General features: G+C 62.2%; 22 protein-coding genes, 1 tRNA gene and 1 other RNA gene. 8 read left to right on the top strand and 16 right to left on the bottom strand.

The genetic code is table 11. The features are described from left to right. Window positions 1-128: 128 nt before the first annotated feature. From LOX95_RS02940 to LOX95_RS02905, 8 genes are all read right to left on the bottom strand, one after another. Window positions 129-1,574 carry an AMP nucleosidase gene (locus tag LOX95_RS02940; RefSeq protein ID WP_242912916.1) on the bottom strand — a complete coding sequence of 482 codons (1,446 nt, stop codon included), beginning with the start codon at window positions 1,572-1,574 and terminating at the stop codon, window positions 129-131. A 102-nt stretch (window positions 1,575-1,676) separates the two neighbouring features. Continuing rightward, window positions 1,677-1,751, bottom strand: a tRNA-Gly gene (locus tag LOX95_RS02935). Window positions 1,752-1,862: 111 nt separating this feature from the next. After that, complete coding sequence (locus tag LOX95_RS02930; protein WP_242912915.1) at window positions 1,863-2,792, bottom strand: TraB/GumN family protein; 930 nt, start codon at window positions 2,790-2,792, stop codon at window positions 1,863-1,865. Window positions 2,793-2,831: 39 nt separating this feature from the next. Continuing rightward, the gene (locus LOX95_RS02925; protein WP_242912914.1) at window positions 2,832-3,029 is read right to left on the bottom strand and encodes a helix-turn-helix transcriptional regulator; all 198 of its coding nucleotides are present in this window, start codon (window positions 3,027-3,029) and stop codon (window positions 2,832-2,834) included. Window positions 3,030-3,038: 9 nt separating this feature from the next. After that, window positions 3,039-3,512, bottom strand: coding sequence for a hypothetical protein (locus LOX95_RS02920; protein ID WP_242912913.1), 474 nt, complete (start codon window positions 3,510-3,512; stop codon window positions 3,039-3,041). A 95-nt stretch (window positions 3,513-3,607) separates the two neighbouring features. Continuing rightward, window positions 3,608-5,023: a DNA recombination protein RmuC gene (locus LOX95_RS02915; protein ID WP_242912912.1), complete on the bottom strand. Its 1,416-nt coding sequence runs from the start codon at window positions 5,021-5,023 to the stop codon at window positions 3,608-3,610. A gap of 71 nt (window positions 5,024-5,094) precedes the next feature. Then, complete coding sequence (recR, locus tag LOX95_RS02910; RefSeq protein ID WP_242912911.1) at window positions 5,095-5,697, bottom strand: recombination mediator RecR; 603 nt, start codon at window positions 5,695-5,697, stop codon at window positions 5,095-5,097. Then, window positions 5,697-6,026: a YbaB/EbfC family nucleoid-associated protein gene (locus LOX95_RS02905; protein WP_242912910.1), complete on the bottom strand. Its 330-nt coding sequence runs from the start codon at window positions 6,024-6,026 to the stop codon at window positions 5,697-5,699. The genes recR and LOX95_RS02905 overlap by 1 nt, the downstream gene beginning before the upstream one ends. Window positions 6,027-6,161: 135 nt before the next feature. On the opposite strand from LOX95_RS02905, the gene LOX95_RS02900 reads away from it, so the two are divergent. Further along, on the top strand, window positions 6,162-6,788 hold the full coding sequence (locus LOX95_RS02900; RefSeq protein ID WP_427846562.1) for a malonic semialdehyde reductase: 627 nt from the start codon (window positions 6,162-6,164) through the stop codon (window positions 6,786-6,788). A gap of 55 nt (window positions 6,789-6,843) precedes the next feature. Here LOX95_RS02900 and LOX95_RS02895 read toward each other — a convergent pair whose 3' ends face one another. From LOX95_RS02895 to ffs, 3 genes are all read right to left on the bottom strand, one after another. Then, a complete protein-coding gene (locus LOX95_RS02895) occupies window positions 6,844-8,718 on the bottom strand; it encodes a DNA polymerase III subunit gamma/tau (protein WP_242912904.1) in 1,875 nt (624 codons plus the stop codon). Window positions 8,719-8,784: 66 nt separating this feature from the next. Then, the gene (locus LOX95_RS02890) at window positions 8,785-9,183 is read right to left on the bottom strand and encodes a DUF3597 domain-containing protein (protein WP_242912903.1); all 399 of its coding nucleotides are present in this window, start codon (window positions 9,181-9,183) and stop codon (window positions 8,785-8,787) included. Between the two features lie 150 nt (window positions 9,184-9,333). Continuing rightward, window positions 9,334-9,429, bottom strand: an RNA gene (gene ffs / locus LOX95_RS02885) — signal recognition particle sRNA small type. Between the two features lie 84 nt (window positions 9,430-9,513). Between ffs and nudC the strand changes: the two genes are divergently transcribed. Continuing rightward, a complete protein-coding gene (gene nudC / locus LOX95_RS02880; RefSeq protein ID WP_242912902.1) occupies window positions 9,514-10,437 on the top strand; it encodes an NAD(+) diphosphatase in 924 nt (307 codons plus the stop codon). A 3-nt stretch (window positions 10,438-10,440) separates the two neighbouring features. Here nudC and LOX95_RS02875 read toward each other — a convergent pair whose 3' ends face one another. Then, window positions 10,441-11,178 (bottom strand): 3-deoxy-manno-octulosonate cytidylyltransferase, encoded by a 738-nt coding sequence (locus LOX95_RS02875; protein WP_242912901.1) that lies wholly within the window; start codon window positions 11,176-11,178, stop codon window positions 10,441-10,443. A gap of 150 nt (window positions 11,179-11,328) precedes the next feature. Here LOX95_RS02875 and LOX95_RS02870 point away from each other — a divergent pair, with 150 nt between their 5' ends. Beyond that, entirely contained in the window at window positions 11,329-12,018 is a 690-nt protein-coding gene (locus LOX95_RS02870) for a c-type cytochrome (protein WP_242912900.1), read from the top strand. Window positions 12,019-12,103: 85 nt separating this feature from the next. Here the strand turns inward: LOX95_RS02870 and LOX95_RS02865 are convergent, their stop codons facing one another. Then, a complete protein-coding gene (locus LOX95_RS02865; RefSeq protein WP_242912897.1) occupies window positions 12,104-12,841 on the bottom strand; it encodes an NlpC/P60 family protein in 738 nt (245 codons plus the stop codon). Window positions 12,842-12,994: 153 nt separating this feature from the next. Continuing rightward, window positions 12,995-14,380: a leucyl aminopeptidase family protein gene (locus LOX95_RS02860; protein WP_242912896.1), complete on the bottom strand. Its 1,386-nt coding sequence runs from the start codon at window positions 14,378-14,380 to the stop codon at window positions 12,995-12,997. A 142-nt stretch (window positions 14,381-14,522) separates the two neighbouring features. Between LOX95_RS02860 and LOX95_RS02855 the strand changes: the two genes are divergently transcribed. From LOX95_RS02855 to LOX95_RS02835, 5 genes are all read left to right on the top strand, one after another. Then, window positions 14,523-15,308 (top strand): tetratricopeptide repeat protein, encoded by a 786-nt coding sequence (locus tag LOX95_RS02855; RefSeq protein ID WP_242912894.1) that lies wholly within the window; start codon window positions 14,523-14,525, stop codon window positions 15,306-15,308. 63 nt (window positions 15,309-15,371) lie between these two features. After that, window positions 15,372-15,839: an iron-sulfur cluster assembly scaffold protein gene (locus LOX95_RS02850; protein ID WP_242912893.1), complete on the top strand. Its 468-nt coding sequence runs from the start codon at window positions 15,372-15,374 to the stop codon at window positions 15,837-15,839. Window positions 15,840-15,919: 80 nt separating this feature from the next. After that, window positions 15,920-16,156: a membrane protein insertion efficiency factor YidD gene (yidD, locus tag LOX95_RS02845; protein ID WP_242912891.1), complete on the top strand. Its 237-nt coding sequence runs from the start codon at window positions 15,920-15,922 to the stop codon at window positions 16,154-16,156. Beyond that, window positions 16,153-18,102 carry a threonine--tRNA ligase gene (gene thrS, locus LOX95_RS02840; RefSeq protein ID WP_242912889.1) on the top strand — a complete coding sequence of 650 codons (1,950 nt, stop codon included), beginning with the start codon at window positions 16,153-16,155 and terminating at the stop codon, window positions 18,100-18,102. Before yidD ends, thrS begins: the two co-directional genes overlap by 4 nt. 122 nt (window positions 18,103-18,224) lie before the next feature. Continuing rightward, on the top strand, window positions 18,225-18,683 hold the full coding sequence (locus LOX95_RS02835; RefSeq protein WP_242912888.1) for a hypothetical protein: 459 nt from the start codon (window positions 18,225-18,227) through the stop codon (window positions 18,681-18,683). A gap of 130 nt (window positions 18,684-18,813) precedes the next feature. Here the strand turns inward: LOX95_RS02835 and lpdA are convergent, their stop codons facing one another. Together lpdA and LOX95_RS02825 are read right to left on the bottom strand one after the other, a co-directional pair. Further along, window positions 18,814-20,214, bottom strand: coding sequence for a dihydrolipoyl dehydrogenase (lpdA, locus tag LOX95_RS02830; RefSeq protein ID WP_242912886.1), 1,401 nt, complete (start codon window positions 20,212-20,214; stop codon window positions 18,814-18,816). Further along, on the bottom strand, window positions 20,211-20,651 hold the full coding sequence (locus LOX95_RS02825; protein ID WP_242912885.1) for a hypothetical protein: 441 nt from the start codon (window positions 20,649-20,651) through the stop codon (window positions 20,211-20,213). The genes lpdA and LOX95_RS02825 overlap by 4 nt, the downstream gene beginning before the upstream one ends. Window positions 20,652-20,653: the final 2 nt, after the last annotated feature.

Raw genomic sequence — 20,653 nt, 5'->3', positions numbered from 1 at the left:
CCCTCTTATCTCTAATCTACTTTGTGTTGTAAAGTACTTTTTATAACGCCGTTCCGATCAGGTTTAGTCCAGCAAAAAGGCCGCCCCTTTCGGAGCGGCCCAGATACTGTCCAGCCAAGGTCCCGCAATCAACGGAACGGCGGCTCGTCGAACGCTCGCAGCTTGCGCGAGTGAAGGGCAGCGCCCTCGGCCCGCAGCAGATCAACGGCTTGAATACCGATCTGCAGGTGTTCGGAAATCGCACCTTCATAGAAGCGGTTGGCCTGACCCGGCAGCTTGATCTCCCCGTGCAGCGGCTTGTCCGAAACGCATAGCAGCGTGCCGTAGGGAACGCGGAAGCGATAGCCCTGAGCCGCGATGGTGGCGCTTTCCATGTCGATGGCGACCGCGCGGCTCTGGTTAAAGCGCAGGGCCGACTTGGAATAGCGAAGCTCCCAGTTCCGGTCGTCGGTCGTCACGACCGTGCCGGTGCGCAGGCGCTTCTTCACCTCTTCACCCGGCGCGCCCGAGACCAGCTTGGTCGCATCGTACAGGGCGCGTTGCACCTCTGCGATCGACGGCACGGGAATGTCGGCCGGAAGCACGGCATCCAGCACGTGGTCGTCACGCAGATAGGCGTGGGCCAGCACATAGTCGCCGATGGTCTGGCTGCCACGCAGGCCGCCGCAGTGACCGATCATCATCCAGACGTGCGGGCGCATGACGGCCAGGTGATCGCAGATCGTCTTGGCGTTCGACGGGCCGACACCGATGTTGACCAGGGTGATGCCCTGACCGTCCGGACGCGTCAGGTGATAGGCCGGCATCTGATGCTTGCGCCAGGCCGAGTCCATCACCGCCGCTTCGGGGTTCGGGGTGTCCTTGGTCACAACCACACCGCCGGAGCAGGTCAGGCTATCGTAGGGGCTGTCCGGCTTTTGCAACTCCGAAGCTGCCCAGCGCACGAACTCGTCCACATAGCGGTTGTAGTTGGTGAACAGGATATAGCTTTGTACCGACTCCACCGGCGTGCCGGTGTAGTGACGCAGGCGGGCCAGCGAGAAGTCCGTGCGCAGGCCATCGAACTGCGACAGCGGGAAATCCTTGTCGAGATCGAACAGACCGTCCGAAATCTCGTCGCCGATGTGGGCCAGATCCGTGGTCGGGAACCAGCGGGCAATCGCCGCGGTCATCGAGCTGTCCAGCACCACACCCGAACCATCCAGTACGTAGGGGAACGGGATTTCCTGATCCGACGGGCCGACCTCGAAGGTCGCGTCATATTCGTCGGCCAGCAGGGTCAGCTGTTCCAACAGATAGTTGCGGAACAGGTCAGGGCGCGTGATCGTGGTGGTGTATGTGCCCGGACGCGAAAGGCGGCCAAAGGCGCGCGTCTCAAGGTTCTCGGGCTTCTCGCCGTACCAGCTCACCGTCACTCGCGGATAGGAGAACAGGCCGTTAGCGCGGGCTTCGGGGTCTGCACGTTCGCCGGTTTCCAAAAAGACCTTCACCGCATCGCGAAGGTTGGCCACCGATTGATTGTAGAGGGTTTCGAGGCGGTCGATTACCGCCTTGGGGGTCATCTTATCTGTCATGGCTTCCTCTAACGGAAAACCATGACAAAGGCGAGACATCGCAATGTCAAAGCCCGCAACATCGTGTTTCAGAGAAGCGCGGAGCTAGACGGTCGAGGATATTGGAGCGGGTAAGGGGAATCGAACCCCTGACATTCAGCTTGGGAAGCTGACGTTCTACCTCTGAACTATACCCGCCCGGCGGCTGGCGATGCTGCCGCTTGATTTGGCGAACATAGCAGCGGCGTTTCAAATGAAAAGGCCCGGCGCAATGGCCGGGCCTTGAAATCTGCGCGCTGCGACAGGGACTTAGTTGGGCAGACGCTCGGATTGGATGCCTTCGGCGGCCAGCATCGACTGGACGCTGTCGGCACCGGCAAGGTGAGCCGCGCCCACGGCGATAAAGGCCGTACCGGAGCCCTCGAGCAGTTGCTTGATCTGGCGGGTCCAGTTGGCGTTACGGCGCGTCAACATGATGTCGTAGGCCTCGGGGGACTGGGTCTTCATCTTTTGGACCATGTCCTGATCGATGTAGGCGACATTGCCGGTCGACCAAGCCTGCACCAGCTTTTCAACCTCTTCCGGCGTCTCGTTCAGGTCCTTGAGGCCTGCCCGGAGCATTTCAACCTGTCCTTCTTCGGACATGCCCGCCATCAGTTCGATCTGCTCCTTCATGCTCTCGAAGCCCTTGAGCGGTTTGCCAAGTGCTGCGGCGCGCGCCATCAGAATTTTCTCGACACCCGCATTGGGGTCAAAGCCGTTAGCGACCATCTGGACCAACGCCAGTTGCATTGACACCAGCCACGGGCGCATCGGGTCGAACGCTGCGGCGGTCGCACCCATCTTGGAAGCGGCTTGGTCCAGCGCGGCGATATCCTCTGCGGTGAGCAGGCTGGACAGCGGACGGTCGGGCGACAGACCGTGCTGCATCATCAACTGTTGGGCTTGGGTAGCGTCGTCAATGTCCGTTAGCTCCAGCCAGATCTCGTCGGCCGAGGCGAATGCCTGTTCGACCTGAGGCGTGCTCCAGCCCGTGGTCGGGCGAAGCAGGTGGAAACTGCCAAACAGATAAAGGGTCGAATCTTCGTCACGGATCACCCAGATCGCAGGCCCCTGACCTGCGGCCTGCGGGATAGGATCAAGAACGGCCGGTGCCTGTTGTGCAAACGCGGCGGGTGCCAGGAACAGGGCACCGATGGCGGCAGCGGATGCGAAGAGACGGCGGGTGGACTTCAACATGGGCATTTCCTCTGGGGTTCTAGTTGGGACGAGCCGGCGTCAGGCCGCTTCATCGATAAAGATGTCTTCGATGCGCATCTCGAACAGACGCGCAATTTTGAACGCGAGTGGCAGGGACGGGTCATATTTGCCCGTCTCGAGCGCATTCACAGTCTGGCGAGAGACGCCAAGCTCCTGCGCTAGATGGGCTTGAGACCAGTCACGCTCTGCGCGGAGCACTTTGAGACGATTGTTCACTGAGGGCTCCTATCGGCGGCTAAACCACCACCAAGCCCACGCTATGCCATAGCCGATGAGCAGCACGACCATGAGGCCAAACGCACCGCTGGCAGCATAGGCTACAGGGTCGGTGCGGCCATCAAGCGTGGGAACGCTCCAGTTCTCGGACGCAGGTGCCATCGAGAGAAGCAGAGCAACCACGCCGACGCCTAGACCGGCAGAGCCGCCCCAGTACCACGACCATTTGTGGGCTTCTTGCGCCGCCTCATCGATGGATTTCATCCAATAGGCACCATAGGCGAAGCTGGCAGCGGCAAGCACTACGGCAATCGCACCGATGATCCAGACGAAGCTTCGGCCTTCAACGACAGAGGTCTGACCGGACGCCTCTGCATAACCTTGCAGGAAACCTACAACGCCGCCGCTGACCATAGTGATGATCAGAAAGACGATAACGCTGATGACGCGACCTTTGGGAGTGGAAAACAGGCGACTAATCATAATGCCCCTCAACTGATGACAAGGAGACTTTACAAGCCAACTTCAGGGCCTGTCAAGCACCCTTGTCATCAAGTTGAGGGGATGATTTTGGAGAGCTAGACGTCGGGCATATCCTCGACGTCCGGTGCATCGAGAAGTGCAGCCGCGACAGGCGCATCCAAAACTTCAACCCCGCGAAGACGACGCTCGACAGCGCGGGTGCGTTTGCCTGCCTCGTCCACGGTCTTGCGGGCCGTATCCAGCTGTTTGCCCAGCTTGTCCCAGACATCGCCATACTTCTGGAACTCGGCCTTGGCCGCGCCCAGAACCTGCCAGACTTCGCTGGAGCGTTTCTGGATCGCCAGGGTGCGGAAGCCCATCTGCAGCGAGTTGAGGAAGGCCGCGAGGTTCGACGGGCCTGCCACCATCACGCGGTGCTGGCTCTGGATTTCGCGGATCAGACCGGGGCGACGCGCGACTTCGGCATAAAGGCCCTCGGTCGGCAGATACATGATGGCGAAATCAGTGGAGTACGGCGGCTTGATATAGCTGTCCGAGATGGTCTTGGCCTGAATACGGACAGCGCGTTCCAGTTGTTTGGCCGCCAAATCGATCTGGTTCAGGTCGCCCAGTTCATGCGCCGTGAGCAGGCGGTCATAGTCTTCGTGCGGGAATTTGGCATCGATCGGCAGCAGGATCGCCTCGCCCTCACCCTGCCCCGGCATGCGTACGGCAAACTCGACACGCTGGCCGGATGCCGGATCAATCTGGGTGTTGGAGACATATTGCTCGGGGGCCAGCATCTCTTCGAGGATAGCGCCCAGCTGCATTTCGCCCCAGCCGCCGCGCGTTTTAACATTGGTCAGCACGCGTTTCAGATCGCCCACGCCATTGGCGAGGCTCTGCATTTCGCCAAGACCCTTGTGCACAGCTTCCAGCCGGTCGGAGACCTGTTTGAAGCTTTCGCCCAGACGTTGTTCGAGGGTGCCTTGCAGCTTTTCCTCGACGGTGGCGCGCATCTTCTCGAGCTTTTCCTCGTTGTCCTTGCGCAGGGTCTCGAGGTTCTGACCAACCGTGGTGCGGACTTTTTCCAGTTCCGCCGCCATGACCTCGCGGCCTTCCTTCTGTTGGATCTGAAGAGCTTCCGACAGCTTGGCCACAGCCTGATTGGTTTCGGATAGGCGCTTGCTTTGCGTTTCGGCCAGATCAGAGCCGGTCTTTTGCTGGATTTCGGCAAAGGCGGTCAGGCGGGTGTCAAAGCTGGTGGTCAGGGCCGAAAGTTGCTGGCCCAACTGGCCCGCATTCGCAGCCAGGGCTTGCGCCAGTTCCTGACGCTGGGTGGCGGATTTGGAGTCGAACTCCAGACGCATCTGCCCCAGTTCGCGGCGCAACGCGGCCTCCAGCAGATCGGCCAGATCATCAGAAGAGGCTGCTGCCTCCGCCCGCTTCGCTGCCGAAAAGCCTAGGAAGGCCAGCACAGCCGAAGCCGCCGCCAGCACCACCGCTACGCTCAGAAGAATCTCTACCATCATCGACCGACCTCTTAATCCCGTCCGGCCAGTATTGGCTCAGCTATGCGTCAGATACGGACGCAAGATTTTGATTATGCGGGACGACGCGCCCGCAAAGCCTGCACAATCGTGCCGTCGTCGAGCCAGTCCAACTCGCCACCAACGGGCACCCCGCGTGCAAGACTGGTGACCTCGACGCCCGCCGCAGCCAGCTTTTCAGACAGATAGTGCGCGGTCGTCTGACCATCGACGGTGGCAGGCAGGGCCAGCACCACTTCGCGAACATCGCCTGCCTTGGCGCGGCCAATCAGTTCGCCAACACGGATCTGGTCAGGGCCAACCCCATCGAGCGCCGACAGCAAGCCGCCCAGCACATGGTATTTGCCACGGAAGGCACCCGAGCGTTCCATCGCCCACAGGGCACCGGCTTCCTCGACCACACAGATCAGGGCGTTGTCGCGGCTCTGGTCCGAACAGATGGCGCAAGGGTTGCGCGTATCGGGCGCAGAACAGACCGAGCAGTTCACGACCTTCTCGGCCGTTTCGGCCAGAGAGGCGGCCAGCGGCACTAGCAGTTGCTCGCGCCGCTTGAGCAGGGCCAGCGCAGCACGGCGCGCCGAGCGCGGCCCCATCCCCGGCAACTTGGCCAGAAGGGAGATGAGGCGCTCGATTTCAGGCCCTGCAGTCGCGGCCATCAGAACAGCTTCGGCATGCCCGGAATATTCATTCCGGCCATCGGGCCAGCGGCCTCGCGCATCAGGGCGTTGTTGATCTCGTCCAGCTTGCGCTTGGCATCGGCATGAGCCGCGACGATCAGGTCAGACAGGATTTCACCCTCGCCCGGAGCCATCAGGCTGTCGTCGATTTTCACGCCGGTCACTTCGCCCGGACCTTTAAGGGTCACGGTCACCAGACCACCGCCCGAGGTGCCCTCGGCAGTGGATTCGGCCATCTTGGCTTGGGCCTCTTGCAGTTTTTGCTGCATGGCCTGCGCCTGTTGCATCAGTGCGTTAAGGTCTTTCATACCCTCTAGATAGGGTGTTCCGGCCCTCGCCTCCAGTCCCCAGATGGGCGGAGGGGGGTCCGAAAAACTTTATTCCTACCTCTTGCATCCCGCGATGAACGCGCTATTTGCAACAGCAGTTGTTTTAATTAGCTGATGGAGGCCGCCTTGGCCTATGATAACGCAAACGATCGTAGCCTGCCGGTCGCCGATCAGGTCATCGCCCAACTGTTCACCGAGGCCCGCACCCGCAACGCGTGGAGCGACCGCAAGGTCAGCGAAGAGACCCTGAAGCAGCTTTATGACCTGATGAAGTTCGGCCCGACCGCCGTCAACATGACGCCGGCCCGCCTGATCTTCGTCCAGTCGGATGAAGCCAAGGACCGCCTGATCCCGCTCATGGGCGAAGGCAACCAGGCCAAGACCCGTCAGGCTCCGGTCACCATCATCATCGGCTATGACGTGGACTTCCACGAAACCCTGCCGCAGCTGTTCCCGCACGCACCGGACGCCAAGAACTGGTTCCCGTCCGAAGAGGGCCGCAAGGAAGCCGCCTTCCGTAACTCGTCGCTGCAAGGTGGCTATCTCACCATCGCCGCCCGCGCTCTGGGTCTGGACGTGGGTCCGATGTCGGGCTTTGACGCCGAGGGCGTGAAGAAGGAGTTCTTCCCGGAAGGGAATATTGAGCCGAACTACATCATGAACATCGGCTATGGCACCGACGAAAACCTGTTCCCGCGCTCGCCGCGTCTGGACTTCGATCAGGCTGCCCAGATCCTGTAAGCGGATCGCACACACATAAAGAAAAGGCCGCTCCTCAGGGAGCGGCCTTTTCTGTTCAGTCTTCTTCGACCGGTTCGCCGTCGTCGGGAATTGTCGGCGTCTGGATCGACGGCGCGAGAGTACGGATGTCCTTGATTTCGGCACCGGGGAAGGCGCTCAGCAGGGAGACGATGAACGGGTCCGTCTCGACGGCCACGCGCTGGGCGGCCTTGGCCTTGTTGTGCTTCTCGATCATGGTCTCGCCGCCGCCCTGACCATTGGCAGCGATGAGCCATGTGCGGCCCGTCCATTCCTTGAGGCGCGACGACAGGCGACGGGCCAGATCGAACGGGGCACCATCGACCGGTTCATAGGTGATGGCACCGGGCTTGAAGCTGACGGGACGCACGAAACGTTCGACATCAAGCTGAAGCGTGATCTCCCGCTTTTCGCCGATCAGGGCGACGACCTGTTCGAAGGTCTGCGGATTGGGCAGCTGCGGCGCTTGAACCGGCTGGGGTTGCAGCATGGCCGAAGCCCCGCCGCCGCCACCACCGCCAGAGCCGCCGCCACGGGGACCTGCCCCGCCCGGCATCTGGCCGCTCTGGATGGCTTTCAACGCATCTTCCGGCCCCGGAAGGTCGGCCGCATAAGCCAGACGCACAATGGCCATCTCAACCGCATCGGCCGGATTAGGCGCGCGGCGCACCTCTTCCAGCGCCTTCAACAGCATGGACCATGCCCGCGATAGGGTGCCTGCCGAAATGGCTGCGCCCAGCGCCGCCAGCTTTTGCGCCTGATCATTAGGCAGGCGCGTGGCGTTCGGGCCGAGCATCTTGGACACAGAGGCCGCGTGGCAATGCTCCAGCAGGTCGTTGGTGACCTGAACCGGATCGGCCCCATAGCCATAAAGCGTGCGGAAGTTTTGCAGCGCCTCGGCGGTGCGGCCCGCCATGACGGATTCAAACAGGGCAATCGTCTGGGTGCGGTCAGCCAGACCCAGCATGTCGCGCACGGTCTCGGCGACGACGGTCTCGCCGCGCTCGCCCTGAACCAGCGCCTGATCAAGCAGCGACAGGCCGTCACGCACCGAACCTTCGGCAGCGCGGGCAATCAAGGCCAGCGCCTCCTGCTCGATCCGCATGCCTTCGCGCTCGGCGACGCGGCCAAGGTGGCCCGACAGCACATCCGGTTCCACACGGCGCAGGTCGAAACGCTGGCACCGAGACAGGATGGTGACCGGAACCTTGCGGATTTCGGTCGTGGCGAAGATGAATTTGGCGTGCGGCGGCGGCTCTTCCAGCGTCTTCAGCAGGGCGTTAAACGCCGCTGTCGACAGCATGTGAACTTCGTCGAGCACGTAAACTTTATAGCGGGCCTCGACCGGAGCGTAGCGCACGCTCTCGATCAGCTCGCGGATGTCGCCAACGCCCGTGTTGGAGGCGGCGTCCATCTCGATCACGTCCATATGCTGACCGGACATGATCGCCGCATCGTGGCGGCCATGGGCGGTCAGTTCCAGCGAGGGACGGTCGATGACGTCTGTCTCGTTGTTGAGCGCACGTGCCAGCAGGCGGGCGGTCGTCGTCTTACCCACCCCGCGAACGCCCGTCAGCATGAAGGCGTGGGCGATACGGCCCGTGGCAAAGGCGTTGGTCAGGGTGCGGACCATGGCCTCCTGGCCGATCAGGTCCTCGAAAGTGCGCGGGCGGTATTTGCGCGCCAGCACCGTATAGGCCTCGCCCTCAGCCTCTTGGGCAACGGGGGCGGCAGGCTTTACAGGTTCGGCAGCAGGGGGCGCTGGTGGCGCGGGTGCGGCGGCCGGCTCGGGAGCCGGCTCGGCGGGTGCGCCAAACATGTCGGAGGTATTGGGATCACGCTCTTGCGCCTCCTCTTCGGGGGCGTCCACGTCCCATGGGGGACCATCAAGGTTGTGATCGGTATCGCTCATGCCTCAAGTCATAGCGCGAAGGCGGTGATTTTCGCACCCCCTTCGCGCATGACAAGGTGAGGAATCTTACAGATCGCTCGGCAGCTGGCCGCCGTTGTCGCGGATCTTCTGGATCACCTGCTTGTGCAGCCAGATGTTCATCGAGGCCGTGTCCGACTTGTCGCCGGTGTAGCCCAACTCGTCAGCCAGCTCTTTACGCTCCGAAAGCGAGCTTTCCATGCCGACCAGTTTCATCAGGTCGACGATGGAGGTGCGCCAGTTGAGCTTTTGATCGCGCTGGTCGTTCATGAAGTCCAGAATGCCCGCAACGTCCACGTCCTGAATAGAAGCCGGTTGCGGTGCCACCGCGGCGGCGGTCGGTTCCGGTGCAGGTGCAGGTGCAGCAGCGGTGCCGCTGGCCGGAGCGGCAGCGGGAGCGTCCTTCTTTTTGAAAACGCGGCCCAGAATATTACCGAGAATGCTCATTTCGATTCCCATCCCTTACGGTGATCAAGACAAGGGAAGCGAACGCAGTGGCAGGTCAGTTCCCGACACAACCGCAAAGACGGGTAACAAAAAAGCGCCCTGCCGAGGCTGGACGCTACAAACCCGTATGGGCGCGGACATTTTTAGAGAAAGGTGGAGACCGCACGACCCGAAGGTGAATTCGTTGTGGCTGCTGCCTTCCGGCCCTGACCAGGTTGGCGAAGCCTTCGCCCGCACGATCTCCGAGACGGGATATGACGTGAGATGCCGCGCAAATCAAGGGCCGATGCACCATTCCTGTCGCGGCAATCTCAGCCTATGTAATCAGACATGGTTCTGCAAAACACCTTTTCCGGTAATCCCCTCGACCGCGCAGGGGATCTTCGCAACGACAACGACTGGATGGCCGCGCAGCGTCGCCACCCTCAGGCGACCGCGCTCGTCATGTGGGAAGGTCGACCGCTCGTGGAGCCGCACGGAGACGGCGAGCGACTGGTCTGGTTGTCGTTCGAGCACGCCTGCGATCTGGTCAAGGACCGCGACCTGTTTCTAGGCCTCTGGAAAGACATTCCGGCCTTCGCCATCGAGTTCGAAGGCTCGATCGACCCGACGACGGGTCCGTGCGAGCACATGGGCCGATTTATCGAACTGCGCGAAGCCGCTGCCATTCTGCCCGCAACCGAAGCGGCCATGGCCGGTGAGGCGAAGGGTTTGTTCGACTGGCGTCGACGTCACGGATTCTGCTCGGCCTGCGGCAAACCCTCCGAACAGGCATCTGGAGGATGGCGCCGCGTCTGCCCCGCCTGCGGAACCGAGCATTTTCCCCGCGTCGATCCCGTTGTGATCATGCTGCCCGTCTATAAGGGCAAAGACGAGCCAATCTGCCTATTGGGCCGTCAGCCCCAGTGGCCGAAGGGACGGATGTCGGCCCTCGCCGGTTTCGTGGAGCCTGCCGAATCAGTCGAGGAAGCTTGCGCCCGCGAAGTGAAGGAAGAGGCCGGACTGAAGGTCGTCGGAGTCGCCTATCATTCCAGCCAGCCGTGGCCCTTCCCTGCGCAACTGATGCTGGGCCTTATTGCCGAGGTCGATAGCTGTGATGCGGTGCCCGACCATTCGGAACTGGAATCTGTCGTCTGGCTGACGCGGGCCGAAGCCCGAGCGCTGGTGGACGGCAGCCATCCCGAACTGATTTCGCCGCCACCCTTTGCCATTGCCCACCAACTGATCAGCAGTTGGGCTTACAGCGAGGACTAGGGCCTAGCCCTCGATGGCTCGGGCCACAGCACGTGCTGCTTCAAGATCTTCGGCGTTATCGACCGAGACAGGGGCCTCGTCGATGATCCCGGTCCAGATGTTCATGCCCATTTCCAACGCGCGCAACTGCTCCAGCTTTTCGCGCTTCTCCAGCGGAGAAGGCGGTGCGGCGCAGAAGCGGGTCAGGGCCTCACGGCGGTAACCATAGATGCCGATGTGGTGCCAGACGGGCGCATCGCCATACAGCACCGAGCGGGTGAAATAGAGCGCACGACCCGAGCGACCGTCTGCATCCAGAGCGACCACGCCCTTGACCACGTCGGGGTTGGCCCGCTCGCTGGCGTCGGTTTCGGCTGCCACCAACGTCACAATGTCCGCTTCGGGCTGACGCGCCAGAAGATCTGCGCAGATTTTCGACAGATCGGGCGAGGCGAACGGCATATCGCCCTGCACATTGATAACAACATCGTGCAGGCGTTCAGGGTCCAGCAAATCAGCCGCCACGCGGATACGGTCCGATCCGCTCGGAAGCGCCGGATCGGTCAGCACAGCTTCACCGCCAGCGGTCGTTACCGCCTCGACGATTTCAGGATCGCCCGCCGCGACAGCGACCCTAAACCCTGATTTTGCCGCAGCTTCCCAAGCCCTCACGATCATCGGCTTGCCCCCGATGTCCGCCAGCGGTTTGTTCGGCAAACGGGTCGCTGCCAAACGTGCGGGGATCAAAATCAGAGGTGTCATGGCTAGAAAGAAGTCCAGTTTCGCCCGACAATGTCGTCGGACAGGTTGATAAGGTCGCGCTAGCGTGTAAGAGACGCCAACGTAAGGAATACGCCTGAACGCCGCAATGCGGGCGGGGGGCTCATCTAGATACGGGATGCGACGACGCGCATGAGCGGCGATCTGAAGTTCAACAAGATTATGGGCGCGTGCCTGGGCACCGCCTTTGCGATCCTGGTGGTCCAACAGGTTTCGGGCGCGGTGTATCACACCAAGGCTCCGGAAAAGATGGGCTATTTCGTGGACGCTCCGGAAGAGTCCGCAGGCGGCGACGCGCCGGCCCTGCCGATCGACTGGGGCACGGTGCTGCCGACGGCCGATGTGGCTGCCGGTGAAGCTGCCTTTGCCCGCTGCCAGGCTTGCCACACCATCAACTCCGGTGGTGCTGCCGGTATCGGCCCGAACCTGTACGGTGTTCTGGGCGGTCCGGTGATGCACGCCGCTGGCTTCGCCTATTCGGACGCCATGGCCAAGCACAAGGCCGAGGCACCGACCTGGGGCTATGACGAAATCGACAAATTCCTGACTGCACCGGGCCGTTATGTCCCGGGCACGAAGATGTCGTTCGCCGGTATCCGCGACGAAGCCACCCGCATCAACCTGATTGCCTACCTGCGCGCGCAGGGTTCGAGCCTGGGCATCCCGGCTCCGGATCCGGCACGTCAGCCGGGTGCAGAAGCTCCGGCCGAGGGCGAAGCCCCCGCTGAAGGCGCTGCCGCCACCGAGGCTACCGGTGAAGCCGCTCCGGCCGATGCCGCAGCTGCGACCACCCAAGCGGCACCGGTTGCACCGGCCGCCTAAGGCTTAAGGTCACGACCATAATAGAAGGGGCGGCTCTGGATCAGAGCCGCCCCTTTTTCTTGCCCGTAAAATCAGGCGAAACTTTTCAAAAGGCTGAGCGCCGATAAATCGGGGTGCCTAGCCCGGCTTCTGTGGCCTGACGGATCACTTCCGCTATCTCGGCCTCCACCACCTTGCCGCTGTTGGCGCAGGCATGGATGGCATTGCCTTTGCCCGATGCGATTGCGGCGTGGCCCTTGGCAGGGTCTTCGGACGATACCCAGACGATGATGTCGCCAGACTGAACGGCATCGGTAGCACGCCCGACCGCAGCCAAATCAACGGGGCGACGCGGCGCGGCGCGACCGCATGCGAACAGCACCTGTTGGACCAGCCCGACACCATCAACCGTTTCGGCGCGAGCCCCTGCCGCTACCGGCATACCCAGGAAGCCACGGGCCACAGCCACGAGATCAGTGTCGAAATCAGCGATGGCGGTAAGCTCCGCATCGCCCAGATCCGTCTCTGCACCGCTCACCAGTGCATTGAAAGGATAGCGACCGCCGTGTGAGCGCACGCGATAGGCAGGTGTGGCATTACCCGATTTCAGCGCCGTCTCGACGACCCAGCCCACAGCGCCGTCACGACGGCTGCGGCCAAAAGCACGACCACCGCGACGGAAAAGAATCTCGAAATTTTCGCCGTAAATCAGCTGCGACGCCAGGTGGCCGTCTTCAGCTTGGACGTCCGCAACCGGAACGGTGCAGGAAGTCATCTCAGGCACCGCATAGCGCGGTGCCCGCGCCAGACCTTCCAGCGCCTGTTCGGCGAGGTCCGCGCCCATCAGCCGTTCGCCGGGGGGGATAAGTTCTGGAATCAGGGTCAAACGCGCACTCGCGACGGACGCTAAAGGGAATAACGAACGGCTACCCTACACCTGCTTTTCCGAAAGGGATGTTAACGCGGCGAACAACTGTGCCCGCCGCGCCATCATGCCTTAGGCCCCGTAGCGACCGCTCAGATAGTGGAACCACGCCCGCAGCGTCTGGGCCTCGCCCCCCTCAGGGAAACCGGGGCGATTGCGCGGGTTCCACGCAAACACATCCATATGCGCCCACGAACCCGTCGCGGGAGCGAAGTTTTGCAAGAATAGAGCAGCCGTCACCGAACCAGCCTGCGCCCATGCCGCGCTATCGTTACGCAGGTCCGCGATCTCGCTATCCAGTGATGCGCGATAGCCCGACCAGAGCGGCATACGCCACAGCGGATCACTCACAGCGCGGCTGGCTGCCGCGACAGCTTCGGCCAGAGCGTCATCGGCGGTGTAGAGCGGAGGCACCTCCGGCCCCAGCGCCACACGCGCCGCGCCGGTCAGGGTGGCGAAATCAACCGTCAGGTCCGGTTCGTGCTCGCCGGCGCGGGCCAGCACATCGGCAAGGATCAACCGCCCTTCGGCATCGGTATTGCCGATCTCGATCGTCAGTCCCTTGCGGCTGCTGAGGATATCGCCCGGACGGAAGGCATCGCCGGACACGGCGTTTTCCACCGCGGCCACCAGTACCACCAGACGCACCTTCAAGCTCGACTGCATAACCAGTCGGCCCAGCGACAAGGCATGGGCCGCACCGCCCATATCCTTTTTCATATTGCGCATGCCCGCTGCAGCCTTGAGGTCCAGACCGCCGGTGTCGAACACCACACCCTTGCCCACCAACGCCACCAGAGGCCAGTCGGTCTTGTCGAGGTTCCAGCCGATTTCCAAGACCCTCGGGGCACGGTGCGGGGTCGCCGCACGGCCCACCGCGTGAACGGCAGGATAGTTGTCCTCAAGCAGTTGGTCGCCAATCGTGACCTTCAGTGTCGCGCCGTTTTCCTCGGCGATTTCGCGCGCGATGGTTTCCAGTTGCAGCGGCCCCATGTCCTGCGCAGGAGTATCGACCATCTCGCGGGTCAGGTGGCAGGCGGATACGATCCGCTCGATAGCCGCAACGTCGACACCCTCGGGGGCGACCAGCCGCGGGCGCGGCTTACCCTCGGCGGACTTGTAGCGGTCGAACACATAGCTGCCGACGCCAAAGGCAATCGCTGCCACCTCGGCCTTATCGGACGGTAGGTTGTCGATCTTCCAGTCCCCGTCCGGCAGGCGACCTGCAAGACTGCGAATGGCGGCAGGATCAAAGTCCTTTGCCACGCCAAACAGAGCTTCGGCGACCTCGCCATCGCTGCCCGGAACCAGCAGCAACTGCCCCGGCTTGCCCTTGAAGCCGTTGACCTTGGCCCAGGTCGCCGCCGCACCGGTAAGCGCGGTTTGGGTATCGACCAGTCGCACCACGCGCGCCTGATCCGTCGGAAGCTGCAAGAAGTCACGGGGTTTGGCAGTCATCGTTGTTCTCTTTCGCCCTTAACGGGCATTAACCTGACCTTAGCGTCGAGGGCCGCAACATCGGGTTACGATCGCTCGGAACACATTCATGTCGCGCACACGCTGCCTTGCTGCAACCTTAAGCTTGACGATCGGACTGCCGATGGCATCCGTCGCTATTGCCCAAAGCGCCCCCTCCGCCGAGGCACCGGCCGTCCGGCTGCCTGCTGATGCGGCCACCCGCGCAGCCTATGACCGCGCTGACGCCCTCAGCCGTTCGGTGTTCTGGAGCAACGAGCATACCCTCAATCCGATGGACCCTGTTGCGGGCGTAAAAATGGCACAGGCCCTGCGCGAGCTGGGCCAATATGACCGTGCTGCCGAGACGGCTGAAGGCGTCCTGACGACCCAGCCACGCAATATCGAGGCGATGCTGGAAATCGGCCGCGCCCACATCGCGCGAGGTCAGGCCTTCTACGGTATTCAGGCGCTGGAGCGTGCCCGTGACGAGGCACCGCGAGACTGGCGACCGCTATCGCTGCTGGGTGTTGCCTATCAGCAGGTGCGCCGCCCTGAGGACGCCAATGCGGCATGGAATGCGGCCCTTGCGATTTCGCCAAACCAACCCGAAATCCTGTCCAACATCGCTATTGCCTGCATGGGTGCGGGGAACCTCGCCGAAGCCGAACACTATCTGCGCCGTGCAGCCGCCCAGCCGACGGCCTCGTTGCAGGTGAGGCAAAATCTGGCACTGGCACTGGGCCTCCAGGGCAAAACTGCAGAGGCCGAGGCTATCCTGCGCCGCGACGCGCCGCCCGAGGTCGTGGACCAGAACCTCGCATGGCTGGCACAGCGGACGCAGGAAATGCGCGGTGTGACAGCCTCGCCTGCGCCGGAAGCCGCCCCCGCATCGACCACCACCCGTAGCTGGGAATCGCTGAACCGCTGATTGGCCGAAACGCTAATGCCGTTCGGCTTCATTTTTGCGGCTTGAGGGCCTATCTAGTTTCTCGTGATCGACGATCTCTACAGCGCCCGTATCCTATCGCTTGCGGCCAACCTGCCGCACGCAGGACGGCTGTCTGCGCCGCAAGGCACCGGGGAAAAGGTCGCAAAGCTTTGCGGCTCGAAAGCCATTGTCGATGTCATCCTTGATGATCATGGCCTCGTCGCCGAGTTCGCACAGGAAGTAAAAGCCTGCGCCTTGGGCCAGGCCGGTGCCGGTGTGGTCGGAGAGGCTGCGATCGGCGCGACCGAGGCCGAGATCGAGGCCGCCCGCGACGCCATGCTGACCATGCTCAAATCCGGCGGCGAAGGTCCCGAGGGCCGTTTCGAAGGCCTGCGCATCTTGAAACAGGTCGCTGACTATCCCGCCCGCCACGCCTCTTCGATGGTCGCCATCGAGGCGCTGCTGGAGGCTGTACGCGCGGCGCTGAAACACCACACAGACACACGAACTAACATCGCCGGTGCGGCGTGAGACCTGCGCGGGTTGAAACCCCTTCGGTTAAGGGGGATAAGCCCAGCAACCATTCTCAGCAGCCCCCGGCGAAGGGACATATGTCTCTCTACGAACGCGGCGTCCGTGCGGCCCATCGGGGCTACAAGGTCACGCTGTCACCCCTGATCGGCCAGCAGTGCCGCTTCCTTCCGACCTGTTCGGACTATGGACGCGATGCGCTGATCCAGCACGGTCCGGTTCGCGGGGGGTGGCTGACTGTACGCCGTCTCTGTAAATGCCATCCATTCGGCGGGTCGGGTTACGACCCCGTCCCTCCAGTTAAGACCAAACGATGATCAACCTTACCTTCCCCGACGGCGCCGTCCGCCAATACCCAGCCGGTTCGACGGGCTTTGACGTCGCCTCCGCCATTTCTCCGTCGCTGGCGAAAAAGGCCGCCCTTGTCGTGTGGAACGGCGAGCAGCGCGACCTGCACCGCGAGATCGAGGGCGACGGTGAGTTCCGCCTTTTGATGCGCGATGACCCCGAGGCGCTGGAAACCATCCGCCACGACGCCGCCCACGTGCTGGCGCAGGCCGTGCAGGAACTGTTCCCGGGCACCCAGGTCACCATCGGCCCGTCGATCGACGACGGCTTCTATTACGACTTCGCCCGCGACGAGCCGTTCTCGACCGACGACTTCCCGAAGATCGAGAAGAAGATGGCCGAGATCATCGATCGCGGTGCCAAGCTGGAGCGCGTGGTTTGGGACCGCAACGAAGCCATCGCCCACTTCGAGGCTGCCGGTGAGACCTATAAGGCCGAGCTGATCCGCGACCTGCCCGAGACGGAAACCATCACCGTCTATAAGCAGGGCGAATGGGCCGACCTGTGCCGTGGTCCGCACTTCCCGTCGACCAAGTTCGTCGGCAAGGCCTTCAAGCTGACCAAGTTGGCCGGTGCCTACTGGCGCGGTGACTCCTCCAAGGCCCAGCTGCAGCGCGTCTACGGCACCGCATGGGCCACCAAGGAAGACCTCGACGCCTATATGCAGCGCATCGAGGAAGCCGAGAAGCGCGACCACCGTAAACTGGGCCGCTCGATGGAACTCTTCCACATGCAGGAAGAAGGCCGCGGCATGGTCTTCTGGCACCCGAAAGGCTGGGTCCTGTGGCGCGTTCTGGAAGCCTATATGCGCCGCCGTCTGGACGCCGCGGGCTATGTCGAAGTGAAGACCCCGCAGGTTCTGGACCGCAAATTCTGGGAAGCCTCGGGCCACTGGGACAAGTACCGCGCCAACATGTTCGTCTGTGAGACGGTCGAGGGCGAAACCCTGTCGCTGAAGCCGATGAACTGCCCGGGCCACGTGCAGATCTTCGACCAAGGCCAGCGTTCGTACCGCGAACTGCCGCTGCGTATGGCCGAGTTCGGTGCCTGCCACCGCTATGAGCCTTCGGGTTCACTGCACGGCCTGATGCGCGTGCGCGGCTTTACGCAAGACGACGCCCACATCTTCTGCCGCGAAGACCAGATCGTCGAAGAGACCGCCAACTTCATCAAGCTGGCCCGCTCGGTCCACGCTGACCTCGGCATGGAAACCAAATACATCTCACTCGGCACCCGTCCGGAGCTGCGCGCCGGTACCGAAGAGTTCTGGGACAAGGCCGAGGCCCAAATGCTGGAGGCGTCGCGCGCCGCTGGCACCGAGCCGGTCGTGACCGAGGGAGACGGTGCCTTCTACGCGCCGAAGCTGGACTTCATCGTCAAGGACGCCATCGGCCGTGAATGGACCTGCGGCACCATCCAGCTGGACTATGTCCTGCCGGAACGTCTGGATGCGACCTACATCGCCGAAGACGGCCAAAAGCACCGTCCGGTCATGCTGCACCGTGCGATTCTCGGCTCGTTCGAGCGCTTTATTGGCATCATGATCGAAAACTACGCCGGTGCCTTCCCGCTGTGGCTGGCCCCGACGCAGGCCGTGGTGACCACCATCACCTCGGATGCCGACGGCTATGCCGAGGAAGTTCTCGCCAAGTTCAAGGCCGCTGGCCTGCGTACCGAGATCGATCTTCGCAACGAGAAGATCAACTACAAGATCCGCGAGCACTCGGTGAACAAGGTGCCGGTCATCGCCGTCGTCGGCCGCAAGGAAGCCGAAGAAGGCAAGGTCGCCATCCGTCGCCTCGGCTCTCAGGCCCAAACGATCGTCACGATCGAAGAAGCCATCGCCATGCTGACCGACGAAGCTCTGGCACCGGACCTGAAGCGCGCCCGCGACGGTGTCGAACACAACGTCTAAGGCCCGCTAAAGCCCAACTACAGAAAAGCCGCCGAGGGAAACCCCGGCGGCTTTTTCTATACGCGCCTTAGCTCTTGCTCTTCCGACACATCCCCCTGATCCTTTCGTCAAGGAGAGCCTGCATGTCCAAATCCAAAGTACACCTGAGAGTGATACTGGCCAGCGCTGCACTAATCGTGCTGATCGCTGCCTATGCGGCTGTACCCAAACGCGCTCACGTCAACGCGCCAACATCCTTGCCAAGCATGGAATGGGCTAAGCAGTTTGAAGCCAGTCTGGACCTAAAAACAGCACTCCCGAACGAAAGCGATGTTGAGGCTGCCAGCGAGTATGCACGATACTATTGGCTGAGCGATGACGACGCTAAACCAACGATCATTGCGTCCTATCAGAAGGCACGGCCCCAAAATATCTTGGAAAGCATGGGTCTTGTTTCCCTCGAGAAATCCAAGACAGCCCAAGGTATTTACCTAGGTGCTCCAGCTTATGAATGGTTCGACGGGGGCTGTTCCATCATCACACTCAAGATAGATCACCGCACCCAGACAATTCTCAGCGCCCAATGCAACGGTTTCGCCTAAATTGAGAAGCGTTATTCCGCTCCTCGCGAGATACTCCCTGCATACGGGGGAGGAGAAATATCGCCCCTCAAGTCGCGAGCCTCCGCGAGGCGCGCATAGGGGAGAGAGGGGCAAAGCCCCTCTCTCACACTCAAATATGGATAGCGTGGCCCAGGGCACGCAGTGATGCCTCATGGAAGGCTTCGCCCAGCGTCGGGTGGACGTGGATGGTGCCGGCGACGTCTTCCAGCACGGCACCCATTTCCAGCATCTGGGCGAAGCTGTTGGACAGTTCGCTGACGTGCTGGCCGACGGCCTGAATGCCCAGCAGGCGGTGATCGTTCTTGTCGGCGATCACGCGCACGAAGCCGCCATCCTCGCCCGCCTCGATGGCCAGAGCGCGGCCGATGGCGGCGAACGGGAAGACGGCCTGAATGACATCGTCACGACCTTCGACGTCCGAGACACCCAAACCCGCCGAGACGATTTCCGGCTCGGTAAAGCAGACGGCAGCGATGGTGGTCGGATCGAACCGCTTGTTATGGCCCGCGATGATCTCGGCCACGACCTCGCCCTGGGCAGAGCCCTTGTGGGCCAGCATCGGCTCGCCCGTCAGGTCACCAATGGCCCAGACGTTCTTCATCGAGGTGGCGCAGCGGTCGTCGATCTTCACGAACGGGCCGTCCATGGCCACGCCCATGTTTTCCAGACCCCAGCCCTTGGTGCGCGGGCGACGGCCCACGGTGACCAGCACCTTGTCGGCGGCCAGTTGCAGCGGATTGCCGTCCTTGTCCGTAACGTTCAGCTTGCCGTCACCAAAGCCACCGGCACGGGCACCGAGGTAAAGCTCTACGCCGTGACGCTCCAGCCATTTGGCAACCGGATCGGTCAGGGCCTTGTCATAGAGCGGCAGGATGCGGTCGGCCATTTCCACGATGGCGACCTCGGCCCCCAGTTTGCGGTAGGCGATACCCAGTTCCAGACCGATATAGCCGCCGCCGACGACAACCAGCTTTTTCGGCACTTCCGGCAGGTTCAGCGCCTCGGTCGAGGAAATCACGTCGCCGCCAAACGGCAGGAACGGTAGTTCGACAGGTTCCGAACCCGTGGCCAGAATGACATGCTCGGCAGTGATGCGGATGTCGCCATCCTCGGTCGCCACGATGCAGGTCTTGGCATCCGAGAAGGTGGCCCAACCCTTGATGACCTTGACCTTGGCCTTCTTCAGCAGGGCCGAAACGCCGCCGTTCAGCTTCTTGACGATGCCGTCCTTCCACTCGACCGTCTTCTTCAGGTCGATGGCAGGTGCCGACGCCGTGATGCCCAGCGTGCCCGCATCCGATGCCGCCTTGGCCACGGTCTCATATTTGCCCGCCGCATGGATGATGGCCTTTGACGGGATACAGCCCACGTTCAGGCAGGTGCCGCCCAGACCGGCAGACGCATCCACCAGCACGGTCTCCAGACCCAGCTGGCCGCACCGGATACCGGCCACATAGCCGCCCGTGCCCGCGCCAATGATCAGGACTTTGGTTTTAAGGTTCTGGGTCATTTAGCCTCAATAATCGGAGCTAATCTGGGATCATTCAGTGAAATGGCCACGCCATTCACCATGAACCAAAGGTTGTTTGCAGCCGCATCCAGCGCTTCAGCTGTGCTTGCTTCAAGGAGCAGAAAGCCTGTGCCACGACTGTTATCGAAATCTTGTTTCCAACCGCACGTAAGTCCGTCCACACGACAGATAGCTGTAACCTCGACACATACCCCATCATGGCACACCGTGCGTTGTTGAGGCTTGGGTCGAGGCGGCAGCTCAGTATGCGGGAACGCCCGTGTAACGGTCACGCCCAAAAGTGCGACAGTCTCTGGATTTGCCGTGAACTCACCCGGAAGAGCGGCCGCATATCCGTAGTCGAGGTTTATCGCTGCGCGATACGCCTCGCTTACGCAGAATGGGGCCATTTGCTCTAAGCAGACGGGTTCCAGCATGA

It is taken from the genome of Brevundimonas pishanensis, assembly GCF_022750635.1.
GTDB classification, from domain to species: domain Bacteria; phylum Pseudomonadota; class Alphaproteobacteria; order Caulobacterales; family Caulobacteraceae; genus Brevundimonas; species Brevundimonas pishanensis.
The sequence above is the reverse complement of the archived record's forward strand: the minus strand, read 5'-3'. Positions and strand labels throughout refer to the sequence as shown.